This is a genomic window from Rhizobium sp. BT03, from assembly GCF_030053155.1.
GTDB lineage: Bacteria > Pseudomonadota > Alphaproteobacteria > Rhizobiales > Rhizobiaceae > Rhizobium.
This window is the reverse complement of record NZ_CP125640.1, coordinates 3,549,658-3,565,000: the sequence shown is the minus strand read 5'-3', so window position 1 is coordinate 3,565,000 and position 15,343 is coordinate 3,549,658. Positions and strand designations below refer to the sequence as shown.

The window sequence follows — 15,343 nt, the reverse complement described above, 5'->3', positions numbered from 1 at the left end:
CCTTCTATGTCGCCGTGCTGGACGACGGCCGCCAGCTTCGCCTGCCGATCCGCGTGCTTGATGATGGCGAACATGCCCTCGCCTCGCTGATCGTCAACCAGGCGAGCTTCGCCGTGCTCGATGCGCTCGCCGAAAGCCTCGCCGAAAAGATCAGGCCGATGTCCATCGATGTCGTCGCCGGCCTGCCGACACTCGGCCTGACGCTTGCCGCCGCGGTGGCGCAGAAGCTCGGTCACAACAGGTATGTTCCACTCGGCACCTCGCGCAAATTCTGGTACCGCGACGAACTGTCCGTCGCCCTGTCCTCGATCACCACGCCGACGCAACAGAAACGCCTCTATATCGATCCGCGCATGCTGCCGCTGCTGACCGGACGGCGCGTCGCTCTGATCGATGACGTCATATCCAGCGGCGCCTCGATCACAGCCGGCCTTCACCTGCTGATGGGCTGCGGCATCGAACCCGTCGCCATCGGTGCGGCGATGCTGCAATCGGATCGCTGGCGCGAAAGCCTGGTAGCCGCCGGACCGCAATGGATCGCGCGCACCGTCGGCGTTTTCGCAACCCCCGTTCTGAAGCGGAACGCGGCCAGCCGATGGACTCCATCGGCTTGACGCGAGATTTGAGAATTGTTCAATCTTTGCCTGAAGGAACCTCTGTACAGCGCATGAGGAACGATTACAGTCCGCCTCGTCGATGAAACACCGGACCCGCGCATGACGTTCGAGCAAGCATCCCTGCTGATCCTTCTGCTGGCGATGCTCGTTCTCTTCTCACTCGATCGCTTCCGCATCGAGGTGGTCTCGATCGCCGGTCTGCTCGCCGGCTATGCGCTCGGGCTTTATCCCGCCGACCAGATCTTCACGGGCTTTGCCAGTCCCGTCGTCGTCACGGTCGTCGAGATCCTGCTGATCGTCCAGGTGCTGGCGCGCGCCAGGCTCTTCGACAATCTCGCGGCCCGTCTCGCGGCCGCAGGCCCCTCGGGCTTCCAGGTCATAGCAGGCACCTCTTCGCTTGCCGGTTTCATCTCTATCTTCATGAACAATATCGGCGCCTTTGCGATCACCCTGCCGGTGGCGCTGCGGCTCGGCGCGGCGCTGACGATCCCCCGCCGCCAACTCGTCATGCCGGTCGCGTTTGCAGCCCTGCTCGGCGGCCTCGTTTCGCTGATCGGCACACCGGCGAACCTCCTCGTCAGCGATGCGCTCGCCAAGGCGACCGGAGCCGGCTTTCGCTTCTTCGATTTCGCTTATGTCGGGCTGCCAGTCGCAATCGCCGGCATTCTGCTCATCGCCTTTCGCGTGCAGCGGCTGTTTCCAGAGCCCGACGAGGCGCCGGCGACGATCTCACCGGCCAAGCGCCGCATCGTCGTCGAGCGCCGCGTCCCTGACGGGTCGCCGCTGATCGGCGTCCGGCTTTCCGATTGTCCCTCGCATTTCGGCATTAAGCCCCATGCGCTGATCCGCGGCGAGAATTTCGTCTTCGGTCCGCTCGATCAGTCGGTGATCGAAGCCGGCGACATGCTGCTCGCCGAAGGCGGCGATAACGTCTTTGCCGGCCTTGCCACCGCCCAGGCGCTGATCGCCGATATCAATCCGCATAGCCTGCAGCCGGATTTTTCCCGTGTCGAAGCCGTCGTCATGCCGGAAAGCACGCTGGTCGGTTCGCGCATCCGCTCGCTCGAAATCTTTCACAGCCGCGGCGTCGCCGTCACCGCTCTTTCCATGCGTGCGCCGCGCATCGAGGGCCGTTTTCTCGACCTGCAGCTGTCGATCGGCGATATATTGACGCTCGAAGGGCCGCGCATGGCGATCGCCGAAGCGCTTGAAGAAAGCGAGTGCCTACCGCTCGCTTCGGCTGCTTCGAGCGAACCGGCCTCGCTCTCCTGGCGGCCTTTCGCGCTGTTTGCCTGCGGCATCGCCGCATCCGCGGCCGGCCTGCGTCCCGACGTCGCCTTTGCCGGCGTCGTGCTCGTGCTCGCTTTGCTCAATCATCTGAACATCCGCCAGGCGATGGCCGACCTCAACTGGCCGATCATTATCATGCTGGCGGCGATGATTCCGATCGGTCAGGCAGTGGCAACCACCGGGGCAGCCGAAACCATTGCCGGCTGGCTGAGCCTCGTCGTGCCGATCACCCGTCCGCTCTTCGGCATCGCTCTCATCCTCTTCCTCGCCATGGCGCTGACGCCCTTCGTCAACAATGCGACGGTCGCAATCGTCCTGGCCCCGATCGCACTGGAATTTGCGAAAGCCGGCAGCCATACCCCGGACGCCTATCTGATCGCCGTCGCCGCCGGCGCCTCACTGGATTTCCTGACGCCCTTCGGCCATCACAACAATACGCTGGCAATGGGCATCGGCGGCTACCGCTTCAGTGACTTCCTGCGCACCGGCTGGCCGCTTGCCGTCACAAGCTACGGCCTCGCTTTGTTTCTCCTGGCTCTGTTCTGGCTGTGATGCGATAGTGGGGCCACCTTGACTTCCCGGCAATGACTACAGCGCCGCGCGTCTTTCAGACGCGCAAAGGACGCTGTAGCACTTTTGAGTGCTGCATAATTTCTTAAATCGATTCCGATTTAAGAAATTATGCAGTAGAGCAGGAAGCCTTCACCCAATCACAAGGACAGTCGAGCGCCGTGCGAATCCTCTCCGAAGCCCATTTCCCGGAACTGCCGAACTATTATCGCGGCAAGGTGCGCGAGAATTACGATCTTCCGGACGGACGCCGCATCATCATCAGCACCGACCGGCTGAGCGCTTTCGACCGCATCCTCACCTGCATTCCCTATAAGGGCCAGGTGCTGACGCAGACGGCGCGCTACTGGTTCGAGGCGACGAAGGATATCTGCCCGAACCACGTCATCGATTATCCCGATGCTAATGTCGTCATCGGCAAGCGGCTCGACATTCTGCCGGTCGAAATCGTCGTGCGCGGTTATCTCGCCGGCACCACCGGCACCTCGATCCTGACACTCTATAAGAAGGGTGAGCGCGAGATGTACGGCATGCGCCTGCCCGACGGCATGCGCGACAACCAGATCCTGCCCGAACCCGTCATCACCCCGACCAGCAAGGAATTCGACGGCGGCCATGACGAACCGCTGACGCCTGCCGAAATCGTCACGCGCGGCCTGCTGACCAGGCAGCAGTGGGAAACCCTTTCGCGATACGCGCTCGCGCTCTTTGCCCGCGGCCAGGAGATGGCAGCCAAACGCGGCCTGATCCTCGTCGACACCAAATATGAATTCGGCACCGACAGCGACGGCAACATCATCCTCGCCGACGAGATCCACACGCCCGACAGCAGCCGCTACTGGCTTGCCGAAAGCTATCCGGCAAGTTTTGCCGCCGGAAAACGCCCCGATAGTTTCGACAAGGATTTCGTCCGCGCCTGGGTGGCGGAACGTTGCGACCCGTATAAGGAGGAGATCCCCGAGATCCCCACCGAACTGATCGAACAGACCTCGGCCGTCTATATCAGGGCCTATGAGGCGATCACCGGCGAGCGCTTCGTCCCCGACGACAGCGGCGAGACGCCGCTTGCCCGCATCCGGCAGAACCTCGCCCCGCACTTCCCCTGATATGGCGGCGCGTGCACGCCGCCGGCCGATCACCGGCTTGCGGCATTTCGTGCAATCGCGTTAACATCGGCCAAAAAGGATCGGGCCCGGCCCGGCGGGGGACGGATGGCAAGAAGGCCGAGACGCAAGGCCGAGGAAACGCGGGAGGATATCCTCTCCATGGCGGAGATGCTGTTTCGCGAGCGCGGCTATGTCGCGGTGTCGATCGCCGACATCGCCGGCGCGCTCCACATGTCTCCGGCCAATGTCTTCAAGCATTTCCGTTCCAAGGTCGCGCTGATCGATGCGATCGCGGGACGCCATCTCGACAATGCCACCGAGCGTTTCGCAGCCTTCGACCAGGACCTGCCGCCAAAAGAGCAATTGCTCCGATTCGTCCTGCGCCTGCTGGAAGGCCATCTGCAGGACATCCAGAAAAACCCTTACATCTTCGAAATGGTGCTTTCGACGGTCGAAGCCAAACTCGAGGCCGGCAACCGCTATCGCGCCCGTATCGAAGAGAAGCTCGGCGGGATCATCCGCGAGGGCATGGCGGAGAACCGCTACCATTGCCGCGATCCGAAAAGCGCGGCACGCACCGTCGCAGACGTGCTGGCCTGCGTGCTGCACCCCATCCTGATCGTCCGCGACGACAAGGAAACGCTGGTGCGCCGCGCCGAGGACATCGTGGATTTCGTCGATGCCGCACTGCAAAATAACGCTTGCTAAGTGACGATTGCTGACTTACGTCACTTCGTAAAGCTTTTCTTAAATTCGGATGATGGCATTTGAAGCCGAACCAATCCTGACGCTTCTCTAAGCCTGCGCTCGGCGGAGCCGAGCCCGTGGATCGAACGGCCATTGCCACCGTACAGGGAATTCAGAATGATACGGCGTGCCCTCCTCATCTCCTCGGCGCTGATGTTCGGCGCCTTGCTCGCAGCCTGCAGCGACAACACCGGCAAGCCTGCCGGCAATGCGGGTGCCGGCGCGGCCCAGCAGGCCTCGCCGGTCGGCGTGATCACGCTGAAAAAGGGCAGTTTCCCGATCACCACGATCCTTCCCGGCCGCGCCGAGACCTTCCAGACGGCCGATATCCGGCCGCAGGTGAGCGGTCTCATCCGCGAGATCGCCTTTAAGGAAGGCGGCGAGATCAAGAAAGGCGACCTTCTCTACCAGATCGAGGATGCGCCCTATATCGCCGCCGTCGAGCAGGCCAAGGCGGCAATCTCCAAGGCGCAAGCGAGTGTGCCGAGCGCCGAAAGCAATCTCGACCGCTACCAGCGCCTGGTCGGCAGCGGCGCCACCCAGATCGAATTCGAAACGGCCAAGACGACGCTGCTGCAGGCCAAGGCCGAAGTCGAGTCGGCGAAGGCCGCACTGTCCGCCGCGCAGATCGACCTCGACCATACCAGGATCATCGCCCCCTTCGACGGCATTATCGACCAGACGGCCTATAATGTCGGCAACGTCGTCTCGGCCAACCAGACGACGGCGCTGACGACGATCCGCCAGCTCGATCCGATCTATATCTCGCTGACCGAATCGAGCACCAACCTCTTGAAGCTGCGCGATGCGATGGCCGCCGGCGACATCAAAGGGGCAGCCAACGTCGTCTTCCACCTGATCCTCGAAGACGGCAAGGAATACAATCAGCAGGGCAAGCTCGACATGTCCAAGCAGGTGGTCAGCGAGACCACAGGCACCTTCATCATCCGTGTGCTCTTTCCCAATCCCGACCGTATCGTGCTGCCCGGCATGTATGTCCGGGCAACCGTCGAGCTCGGTTCAGAGGAGGGTTATGCGCTGCCGCAGCTGGCGACGAGCCGTGACGCCAACGGCCGGCTGACGGCACAGTTCGTTTCCGCCGACGGCAAGGTCGAAACCCGCGCTTTCGAAAACAGCTCGCCCTCCAATAATTCCTGGCTCGTGACCGAAGGCATCAAGGACGGCGATCAGCTGATCGTCAGCGGCCTGCAATCGATCACGTCAGGCATGCCGGTGAAGCCGGTTCCGATGAAGATCACCGACAACGGCGTGGTCGTGGCTGCCGAGCAGCCCGCGGCCGGTGACGCACAGAAGCCCGCAGCGAAATAGTCGCTTCGAGCCCGCATCGTCACCGTCTCAGCCGCACAGGAACTACCGATGGCCAAGTTTTTCATCCGACGTCCGATTTTCGCCTGGGTCATTGCGATCACCATCATGCTCGCTGGCCTGCTGGCGATCTTCACCCTGTCGATCTCGCAATATCCCGACATCGCCCCGACGACGGTCCGCATCAACGCCACCTATCGGGGTGCGAGTGCCGAGACCGTCGAGAAATCGGTGACGACGATCATCGAGGACGGCATGACGGGCCTCGACGATCTGACTTACATGACCTCGACGTCGTCGACCGGTTCGGCCAGCATCCAGCTCACCTTCGGAACGAGCGCCGACCCTGATATCGCCCAGGTGCAGGTACAGAACAAGCTGCAGCTGGTCCAGTCGCAGCTCCCAAGCGACGTCATCGATGCCGGCATCAGCGTCACCCGCTCGACTTCGAGCATTCTTCTCGTCGGCTCGCTTGTTTCGACGGACGGCAAGCGCAACTCGGTCGACCTCGGCAACATCCTGTCGACCTCGATCGAGGATCAGATCCAGCGCCTGGAAGGTGTGGGCAGCATCAACGTCTTCGGTTCGGGTTACGCCATGCGTGTCTGGCTCGATCCGTTCAAGCTCTTGAAATACCAATTGACGCCGAGCGACGTTACGTCGGCCATCCAGGCGCAGAACACCCAGGTCTCGGTCGGTTCGCTCGGCGCCCAGCCGGCGACCCCCGGCCAGCAGATCAACGTCACCATCACTGCCCAAAGCCAGCTGACCACCGTCGCCGATTTCGAGCACATCATCCTCAAGGTCGAAAAGGACGGCGCGACGGTACGCCTGAGCGACGTCTCGCGCATCGAAATCGGCCAGGAAAGCTACGGCGGCGGCTCGCGGTATAACGGCCAGCCGTCGACCGGTTTTGCCGTCAACCTGGCGATCGGCGCCAACGCCATCGATACCGCAGCCCGCGTCCGCTCCGCTCTCGAGGTCATCGGCCGCGGCCTGCCGGCGGGTGTGGAGATCACCTATCCCTACGACACTACGCCCTTCGTCGAGCTGTCGATCGAAAAGGTCGTGCACACGCTGATCGAAGCAATTGTGCTCGTCTTCGTCGTCCTCCTCATCTTCCTGCAGAACCTGCGGGCGACGCTGATCCCGACGATTGCCGTTCCCGTGGTGCTGCTCGGCACTTTCGGGGTGCTGGCGGTCACCGGCTACTCGATCAACACCTTGACGATGTTTGCCATGGTGCTGGCGATCGGCCTTCTCGTCGACGACGCCATCGTCGTCGTCGAAAACGTCGAGCGCATCATGTCCGAAGAGAAGCTTTCGCCGCTCGAGGCGACGGAAAAATCGATGGGCGAGATCACCGGCGCCATTGTCGGTATTGCGCTCGTCCTCACCGCCGTCTTTATCCCGATGGCCTTCTTCGGCGGCTCGACGGGCATCATCTATCGCCAGTTCTCGATTACCATCGTCTCGGCCATGCTGCTGTCGGCCCTCGTCGCCCTCGTGCTGACGCCGGCCCTTTGCGCCACGATGCTGAAGCCGGTCGGCGAACACCGGAAGCACCGCGTCGGCGACTGGTTCAACCGCAACTTCACGCGCTCGACCAACGGTTATATCAGGACAATCGGCTATCTCCTGAAACGGCCGATCCGGGTCATGCTGGTCTTCCTGCTCGTCGGCGCCGGCTGCGCCTATCTCTTCACCCGCCTGCCGAGCTCCTTCCTGCCGCAGGAAGACCAGGGCGTGCTGCTGACCATCGTCACCACGCCGCCGGGTTCGACAACGCAGCAGACCCAGGCGGTCGTCGAGAAAGTCGAAAATTACTATCGCCAGAATGAAAAGGATGCTGTCGAATCGGTGTTCGGCGCGCTTGGTTTCGGCTTCAACGGCTCCGGCCAGAACAGCGCCATCGTCTTCACCAAGCTCAAGGATTTCTCCAAGCGCACCGATCCGAATCTGAGCGCCCAGTCGGTCGTCAACCGCGCGCTGCGTAACTTCTTTGCCATCCGCGAGGCGCAGATCTTCGCGCTCCTGCCCCCGGCGATCCAGGGTCTCGGCGTATCGAGCGGCTTCTCCATGTATCTCGTCGATACCGGCGGCCACGGCAACGACGCCCTGACGGCGGCCTCCAAGCGACTGATCCAGATGGGCAATACCTCAGGCAAGATCGTAGCGCTGCGCAGCAGCAACAAGGAAGTCGAGCCGCAGATGCGCATCGTGCTCGATCAGGAAAAGATCGGCGCCATGGGCGTCGACATCGCCTCGGTCAATTCGATGCTGTCGATCATCTTCACCGGCCGCGACGTCAACGACTTCACGCTGAACGGCGAGATCAAGCCAGTCTATGTCCAGGGCGATGCGCCCTTCCGCATGCAGCCGGATGATCTCAACCATTGGTACGCCCGCAACACCGCCGGCGAAATGGTGCCTTTCTCCGCCTTTACCAGGACGGAGTGGGTGAAAGGCGCGCCATCGCTTGCCCGCTTCAACGCCGTCAGCGCCATTCCGCTCGATGGTGCTTCCGCGCCCGGGGTTTCCTCCGGCGATGCGATGAACGAAATGGAAGCACTGACCGAACAGCTCGGCGGCGGCTATACGGTCGCCTGGCAGGGGATCTCCTATCAGGAGCGTCTTTCCGGTTCGCAGGCGCCGATGCTCTATGCGATCTCCGTTCTGGTCGTCTTCCTCTGCCTGGCGGCGCTTTACGAAAGCTGGTCGATTCCCTTCTCGGTGATCATGGCCGTGCCTGTCGGCATTCTCGGGGCTCTGACGGCGGCGACCTTGTTCGGGCAGGCGAACGACGTCTATTTCAAGGTCGGCCTGCTGACGACCATCGGGCTGGCGGCGAAGAACGCGATCCTGATCGTCGAGTTCGCCAAGGACCGCATGGAAAGCGGCATGGGCCTCTACGAAGCGACGCTCGAGGCAGCGAGATTGCGCCTAAGGCCGATCATCATGACCTCGCTGGCTTTCATTCTCGGCGTCGTGCCGCTGGCGATCGCGACAGGCGCGGGTTCGGCGGCACAGAACGCCATCGGCATCGGCGTTCTCGGCGGCATGCTGGCGGCAACGATGCTCGGAATTTTCTTCGTACCGTCGTTCTTCGTCGTCATTCGACGCATCTTTGCCACACGCGGTAAAAATGCGGCAGGAGTGTGATATAAATGCACTGTGATAATGCTGTTCCGATTGCTACATTGCGCCCGACTGCTTCGGAATGGTGTTTTTGGTAAACGAGGCGCGGCGGCCGATAGTGAAGCATGAAGCTTCGGACAAGAATTGACTTGCTCGAGTACAGGATGAAATGAATGGTATCTCTTCGTTTTGCCGCCACACCGGCATTGCTGTTATTATTGTCGGGCTGCGTTGTTGGCCCGGATCATGCTCCTCCTGAGATGCCGCTGCCCGCCAAATTCGGAGAGGGCGGAACGAAGAGTGTAGGCGATGTTGCTACCGCAGCCTGGTGGACCGCCTTCAACGACCCCAAACTGAATGGCTATGTCAAGGCCGGCCTCGATCAGAACCTGACTGTCCAGCAGGCGATCGAACGCATCAACGCGGCCTCCGCCAACGTCACCACCGCCGGTGCCGGCGGCCTGCCGAACCTGACGGTCGGCGGCTCGCACACGGTCAGCGGCCAGAGGGGCGAGCTGCGCACGCAGTTCGACACGCGCAACACCAGTGCCGGCGACGTCCAGCTGAGCTGGCTGCTCGATCTCTTCGGCCTTTACAAGCGCAGCACCGAGAGCGCGCTCGCTTCGCTCGATTCCGCCTACGCATCCGCTGATGTCGCCAAGCTGACCCTGGTGCAGGATCTCGTCTCGAGCTATATCGACGTTCGCTACTATCAGCAGCGCCTGGCGCTTTCGAGGGCCAACCTGAAGTCGCGTCAGGAAACCTACGAGCTGACCAAATTCCAGCTTGAAGCCGGCGCCGCCTCACGCCTTGACGTCGTCCAGGCAGAAGGCCTGGTACAGTCGACGCTCGCCGAAATTCCCGGCCTCGAAACCAACATCCGCATATCGGCCCATCACATTGCCACGTTGCTCGGCCTGCCGGCCTCGGCCCTCGTCGACGAATTGCTGAAGGGCCATGGACAGCCCGTGTTCCGGGGCGGCATCAACTCCGGCATCCCGGCAGACCTGATCCGCAACCGTCCCGACGTTCGCGTCGCCGAGCGCGATCTCGCCGCGGCAACGGCCAATATCGGCGTTGCCCAGGCGCAGCTTTATCCGAGCATCTCGCTCAGCGGTTCGATCTCGCCGTCCTACATCAACCAGCGCGGCATCCATGGCGGCCTGACGCCCTGGTCCTTCGGTCCGACCCTCAACCTGCCGATCTTCGACGGCGGCCGCCTGCGCGCCAACGTCAAGTCTGCACAGTCCGACGCCGCGACCGCCTACCTCAACTGGAAATCGACGGTGCTGACCTCCGTCGAGCAGGTCGAGAACGCGCTTTCGGCCGTCCGGCGTGACGCCCGCACGGTCTCGGCACTCCAGGCCCAGGTGAAGACCACGCAAGAAACCCTCGAGCTGTCGACGGCATCTTACAAGGACGGCGCCTCTTCGCTGCTCGACGTTCTCGACGCGCAGCGCCAGGTTTCGCTCGCCCAGGCAAGCCTTGCCCAGGCAGTTCAGCAAATGGCCAAGGACTATGTCTCCCTCAACATCGCGGTCGGGGGCGGTTATGCCCCCGGCGGCAAGGGCACCGTAGCTAACACCACTGTCGTGGTGAAGCCGGCCAAGACCTGATCGGCCGCCTTACGCCCTCCGGACATACACAGCCCCGCGATCGTCTCGCGGGGCTTTTTTCATATCGGCCGAATTTGTATCGCGGATAAAGCGCGATAAGATGAATTGGGATTCGACAAGCGAAAAGAGCTGATGTAAAGCTTTGATTAAACGATTAATCAGGCGCCGTCGATCATGGCTTCATCGCGTTCGGGACCGAACCTCAGCAGGATAGCGACGTCGCTCGGCGTCTCGGTCGCCACGGTCTCCAATGCACTATCAGGCAAGGGCCGCGTCTCAGGCCAACTGGTCGAAAGGATTCGCGAGCATGCGGCCGAGCTCGGTTACGTCCCGAGCCAGGCCGGCCGCGCGCTCCGGACCGGCCGCAGCGGCGTTCTCGGTCTGGTGCTGCCCGATATCGCCAATCCGCTCTTTCCCAAGATCGCCCAGGCGATCGAATTCGCCGGCTCCGCCGCCGGTTACGGTGTGCTGATCGCCGATTCCCGCGGCGATGTCGCCGCCCAGACCGAGGCGATCAACCGTCTGGTCGAGCGCGGCGTCGATGGCATGGTCATCATTCCCCGCCGCGCCACCCGCATTTCCTCCGCCGCCTGCCCAATCGCCGTCATCGACACCCCTTCGACGCCGGGCAACACCGTTTCCGCCGACCATTGGCAGGGCGGCTGCGAAATCGCCGGCCATCTTGCCGGCCTCGGCCATCGCCGCATTCTCATCATCGGCAACAATCAGGAATCCAGCGTCCAGAACGACCGCGCCGGCGGCATCCGCTCCGGCCTGCGTCCCGGCATGCATGCTGAAACCCTGTGGATCGACAAGCTGGAGCGGGATGGGGGCAGCGGCTGTCCGCTTGGACTCGCCGAAAGGGTGAGGCAGGGATTCACCGCTTTCGCAGCCCTCTCCGATCTGCAGGCGCTGCGCGCGTTGACGGAGTTGCAGCAAGCCGGCGTCAACATTCCCGCCGACGTCAGCGTCACCGGCTTCGACGATCTCATCTGGTCGCCTGTTGTCACGCCGTCTCTGACGACGGTTCGCATGGACATGGACGCTATTGCCGGAATTGCCGTGTCGGCGCTGGTGGATACCATAAGAGCAAGCAGCATCCGGCAGGGCATGCTCGTGACCGCCGAGATCGACCGTGTCCCCATGCAACTGATCGTCCGCCAATCATCCGGGCCCGTGAGCCCGGCACCAAAAACCTCAGAGATGGAGAACATGTAAGATGAAAAAAGCGCTCATTGCCTCGGCAGCACTCGCCGCACTGTCTCCGCTCGGAGCAGCCGCAGCGGACCGCACACTGACCATTTCCGTCTATGCCTTTGCGCAGGATGATTTCAAAGCGCTGGTCTACGATCCCTTCGAAGCCCAATGCGGCTGCAAGCTGGTGGTCGAGACCGGCAACAGCGTCGAGCGTCTGGCCAAGATGGAGGCCAACAAGGCCAATCCCGTCGTCGATCTCGCTGCCGTTTCCATGGCCGATGCGCTGGCCGCATCGCGTGCCGGCCTGATCGACAAGATCGACACCGCTAAACTCGCCAATTTCGCCAAGCTTTACGGCGTCGCCAAGGATCCGAACGGCGACGGCATGAGCGTCGGCTATACCTTCTACGCAACCTCGATCGCCTATCGTTCCGACAAGATGAAGATCGAATCCTGGGCCGATCTCCTGAAGCCGGAATATGTCGGCCATGTCGCCTTCCCCAACGTCACCACAAACCAGGGCCCGCCGGCGCTCTATATGCTCGGCCAGGCGCTCGGCAAGGACACGCCGGATCTGAAGGGACCGATCGAGGCGCTGGGCGAGAAGAAGGACGACATCGTCACCTTCTACGAAAAATCCTCGCAGCTCGTGCAGCTGATGCAGCAGGAGGAGATCTGGGCAGCACCGATCGGCCGTTTCTCCTGGGCGGGCTTCACCAAGCTCGACGTGCCCGTCGCCTGGGCGACGCCGAAAGAGGGGCAGACCGGCGGCATGAACGTGCTGGTGCTGACCAAGGGTTCGAAGAACCAGGATCTCGCCTTGCAGTTCATGGATTTCTGGCTTTCGACCGACATCCAGACCAAGCTCGCCGAAAAGCTGGTCGACAGCCCCGCCAACAGCGAGGTCAAGCTGTCCGAAGCCGCCGCCAACAATCTCACCTATGGCGATGAAACCGCCAGGAGCCTCAAGCTGATCCCTTCGGCCGTCGCCCTCGACAATCGCGCCGGCTGGCTGAAGAGCTGGAACGAAAAGGTCAGCCGGTAAGGCCTGCATGAGAACCGGCCCCGGCCCCTCTGCCGGGACCATCCTCTGTTCGCTCGAAAGGCGCCTCATGTTCCAGAACCGCGCAGAAGCCCTGGCGCTGGCCTTGCCGGCAGCGGTCTTTGCGACCGTGGTCTTCCTGCTACCCGTCGCGGTCCTGTTGTCGGAGGGCTTCCTTGCCGGCGGCGGCTGGACATTGTCGGCCTATGCCGGTTTCTTTTCCGAGACGCTGAACCGCACCGTTTTCCTGCGCAGCTTCCGGCTCGGTCTCGAAGTCACCGCCGTTTCGGCGGTCATCGGTTATGCCGCGGCCTTCGCCATCGTCAACCTGCCGGCGAAGGGCAAGGGTCGCATGATCGGCCTCGTCACCCTGCCGCTGATGATCTCTCCGGTGGCGCGCACCTATGCCTGGATCGTCATTCTCGGCCGCACCGGCATCGTCAACCAGGCGATAACGGGCCTCGGCCTCAGCGCCGAGCCGCTGCGGCTGCTGTTCACCGAGACCGCTGTCTTCATCGGTCTCCTGCAACTCTTTCTGCCGCTGATGATACTTTCCTTGATCAGTGCGCTCGAAAACATGCCGAAGGATGCGATTCCAGCTGCCCGCGTGCTTGGCGCCAACTGGTTCCAGGTCTTCTGGAAGGTCATCCTGCCGCTGACCAGGGAAGGCCTCGTCGTCGGCGGCACGCTTGTCTTCACCGGATCGCTGACCGCCTATATCACTCCTGCCGTGCTTGGCGGCTCCAAGGTGCTGATGCTGGAAACGCTGCTGTATCAGCAGGTCTCCGTTGCCAATGATTTCGTCTCGGCAAGCGTCATCGCCTTCATTCTGATCATCATGAGCTTTGCCGCCAATATCCTGCTGAAACGGCTTGCGACGGCGAGGAGCCGCCGATGACCCTGCGCCTGTTTTCACCCATCGTGCTCTTCCTGCTGCTGGTCTTTCTGATCGGCCCCTTCCTGATCATTATCGCCGCTTCGCTGTCGGCAGGCGATACGCTGGCCTTCCCGCCGCAGGGACTGTCGCTGCGCTGGGTCATGAAGGTGTTTACCGTCGAGAGTTTCCGCGACAGTTTCGCCATGTCGATGTTCCTCGCCGTCTTCGGAACGCTCGCAGCCCTTGTTCTCGGCATCCCGGCCGCCTACGCGCTGTCGCGCTACCGGCTACCGGCGGCCGAAACCGTGCGCACCATCGTCTCGCTGCCGATCATCGTGCCCGGCATCATCGTCGGCCTGGCGCTCTTGCGTTATCTCGTCGTGCCCTTCGGCTTCAACATCACGCTCGCGCTCTTCTTTGCCCATACGGCCCTGGTGCTGCCCTATGCCGTGCGCGTCGTCTCGGCGAGCCTCGACAATCTGCGCTCGGATATCGAGGAGGCCGCCGTACTGCTCGGCTCCTCCAGGCTCGGCGCCTTCTTCCGCGTGGTGATGCCGAATATCCGCGGCGGCATTCTGGCCGCCTTCATCCTCGGCTTCGTCACCAGCTTCAACCAGGTGCCTGTCTCCCTCTTCCTTTCCGGTCCCGGCATCCGGACGCTGCCGATCGACATGCTGGGCTACATGGAAACCACCTACGATCCGTCCATTGCGGCGCTCTCCGCCCTTCTCGCCTTTCTTTCCATCGGCATCGTCTTCCTCGCCGAACGTTTCCTGGGATTCTCGCGTTATGTCTGATGCCTATCTTCAACTCGACAAGCTGACGCTCAGCTATGGCGATACGGTCGCGGTGAAGGAGCTCGACCTTACGATCAGCAAAGGCGAACTCGTCGCCCTTCTCGGCCCTTCCGGCTGCGGCAAGACGACGACGATGCGCGCTATCGCCGGCCTGCTGACGCCCACCTCCGGCCGCATCAGCCTCGACGGCGCCGATATCACCCGCGTCTCCGCCAACAAGCGCACCGTCGGCCTCGTCTTCCAGTCCTATGCCCTTTTCCCGCATCTGACGGTCTATGAGAACGTCGCCTTCGGCCTGCGTCTCAAAGGCATCTCGGGCGCCGATCTCGACACCCGCGTCGGCTCCGGCCTCAAATCGGTCGGCCTTGCCGCCTTCGCCGGCCGTAAGCCGGCCGAACTCTCCGGCGGCCAGCAGCAGCGCGTGGCCCTCGCCCGCTCGATGGTGATGGAGCCGAAAGTGCTGCTGCTCGACGAGCCGCTCTCCAATCTCGACGCCCGGCTTCGCCTGGAAATGCGCGCCGAATTGCAGCGCGTGCAGAAGGAGACCGGCGTCACCATGATCTTCGTGACCCATGACCAGGTGGAGGCCCTGGCGCTCGCCGATCGCATCGTCGTCATGCTGAACGGCGGCATCGAGCAGATCGGTACGCCCGAGGAGATTTACAACAAGCCCGCCTCCGCCTTCGTCGCCGACTTCGTCGGCTTCGAGAATGTCTTCGCGTTGAAGGATGGAAAGCTTGCGACGCCGAGCGGCCCGGTCGCGCTTTCCGCTCCAGTCCCGGAAGCCGCGGCGGGCCTCGCCTGGCGTCCGCGCATGGTGAACCTTGGCTCCGGTCCGTTCCAGGGTACCGTGCGCGGCACCTCCTTTGCCGGCAACAGCCGCGAATATCTCCTCGATACGCCGCTTGGGCCGATCAAGGCCGAGATCGACGCAAGCCTGCCGCCGCACGAGATCGGCAGCGCGCTGGCCTTCGATCTGCCGGTTGCCGGCGCGGCCAACCTCAAACGCTTCGGGTGACA

At 62.6% G+C, this 15,343-nt stretch carries 12 protein-coding genes (1 of these 12 cut by a window edge); all 12 read left to right on the top strand.

Annotation, left to right across the window (positions count from 1 at the left end; genetic code table 11):
- Positions 1–614, top strand: partial view of a phosphoribosyltransferase gene (locus QMO80_RS17355; RefSeq protein ID WP_283197635.1) — the 3' portion only. Its footprint begins 70 nt before the window's first position; only the last 614 of its 684 coding nucleotides appear in the window; its start codon lies beyond the left edge, outside the window; its stop codon occupies positions 612–614.
- Positions 615–716: 102 nt separating this feature from the next.
- Positions 717–2,459 (top strand): SLC13 family permease, encoded by a 1,743-nt coding sequence (locus QMO80_RS17350; protein ID WP_283197634.1) that lies wholly within the window; start codon positions 717–719, stop codon positions 2,457–2,459.
- Between the two features lie 179 nt (positions 2,460–2,638).
- On the top strand, positions 2,639–3,583 hold the full coding sequence (locus QMO80_RS17345; RefSeq protein ID WP_283197633.1) for a phosphoribosylaminoimidazolesuccinocarboxamide synthase: 945 nt from the start codon (positions 2,639–2,641) through the stop codon (positions 3,581–3,583).
- A gap of 105 nt (positions 3,584–3,688) precedes the next feature.
- Positions 3,689–4,291: a TetR family transcriptional regulator gene (locus QMO80_RS17340; protein ID WP_283197632.1), complete on the top strand. Its 603-nt coding sequence runs from the start codon at positions 3,689–3,691 to the stop codon at positions 4,289–4,291.
- Positions 4,292–4,447: 156 nt separating this feature from the next.
- Entirely contained in the window at positions 4,448–5,659 is a 1,212-nt protein-coding gene (locus QMO80_RS17335; protein ID WP_283197631.1) for an efflux RND transporter periplasmic adaptor subunit, read from the top strand.
- Positions 5,660–5,707: 48 nt separating this feature from the next.
- Positions 5,708–8,818 carry an efflux RND transporter permease subunit gene (locus QMO80_RS17330; RefSeq protein WP_283197630.1) on the top strand — a complete coding sequence of 1,037 codons (3,111 nt, stop codon included), beginning with the start codon at positions 5,708–5,710 and terminating at the stop codon, positions 8,816–8,818.
- Between the two features lie 149 nt (positions 8,819–8,967).
- Positions 8,968–10,410, top strand: coding sequence for an efflux transporter outer membrane subunit (locus tag QMO80_RS17325; RefSeq protein WP_283197629.1), 1,443 nt, complete (start codon positions 8,968–8,970; stop codon positions 10,408–10,410).
- 174 nt (positions 10,411–10,584) lie between these two features.
- Positions 10,585–11,628, top strand: a complete 1,044-nt coding sequence (locus QMO80_RS17320; RefSeq protein ID WP_283197628.1) for a LacI family DNA-binding transcriptional regulator — start codon at positions 10,585–10,587, stop codon at positions 11,626–11,628.
- 1 nt (position 11,629) lies between these two features.
- Positions 11,630–12,652 carry an ABC transporter substrate-binding protein gene (locus QMO80_RS17315; protein WP_283197627.1) on the top strand — a complete coding sequence of 341 codons (1,023 nt, stop codon included), beginning with the start codon at positions 11,630–11,632 and terminating at the stop codon, positions 12,650–12,652.
- 67 nt (positions 12,653–12,719) lie between these two features.
- Entirely contained in the window at positions 12,720–13,547 is an 828-nt protein-coding gene (locus QMO80_RS17310; protein ID WP_283197626.1) for an ABC transporter permease, read from the top strand.
- Entirely contained in the window at positions 13,544–14,323 is a 780-nt protein-coding gene (locus tag QMO80_RS17305) for an ABC transporter permease (protein WP_283197625.1), read from the top strand. Before QMO80_RS17310 ends, QMO80_RS17305 begins: the two co-directional genes overlap by 4 nt.
- On the top strand, positions 14,316–15,341 hold the full coding sequence (locus QMO80_RS17300; protein ID WP_283197624.1) for an ABC transporter ATP-binding protein: 1,026 nt from the start codon (positions 14,316–14,318) through the stop codon (positions 15,339–15,341). The genes QMO80_RS17305 and QMO80_RS17300 overlap by 8 nt, the downstream gene beginning before the upstream one ends.
- Positions 15,342–15,343 lie beyond the last annotated feature (2 nt).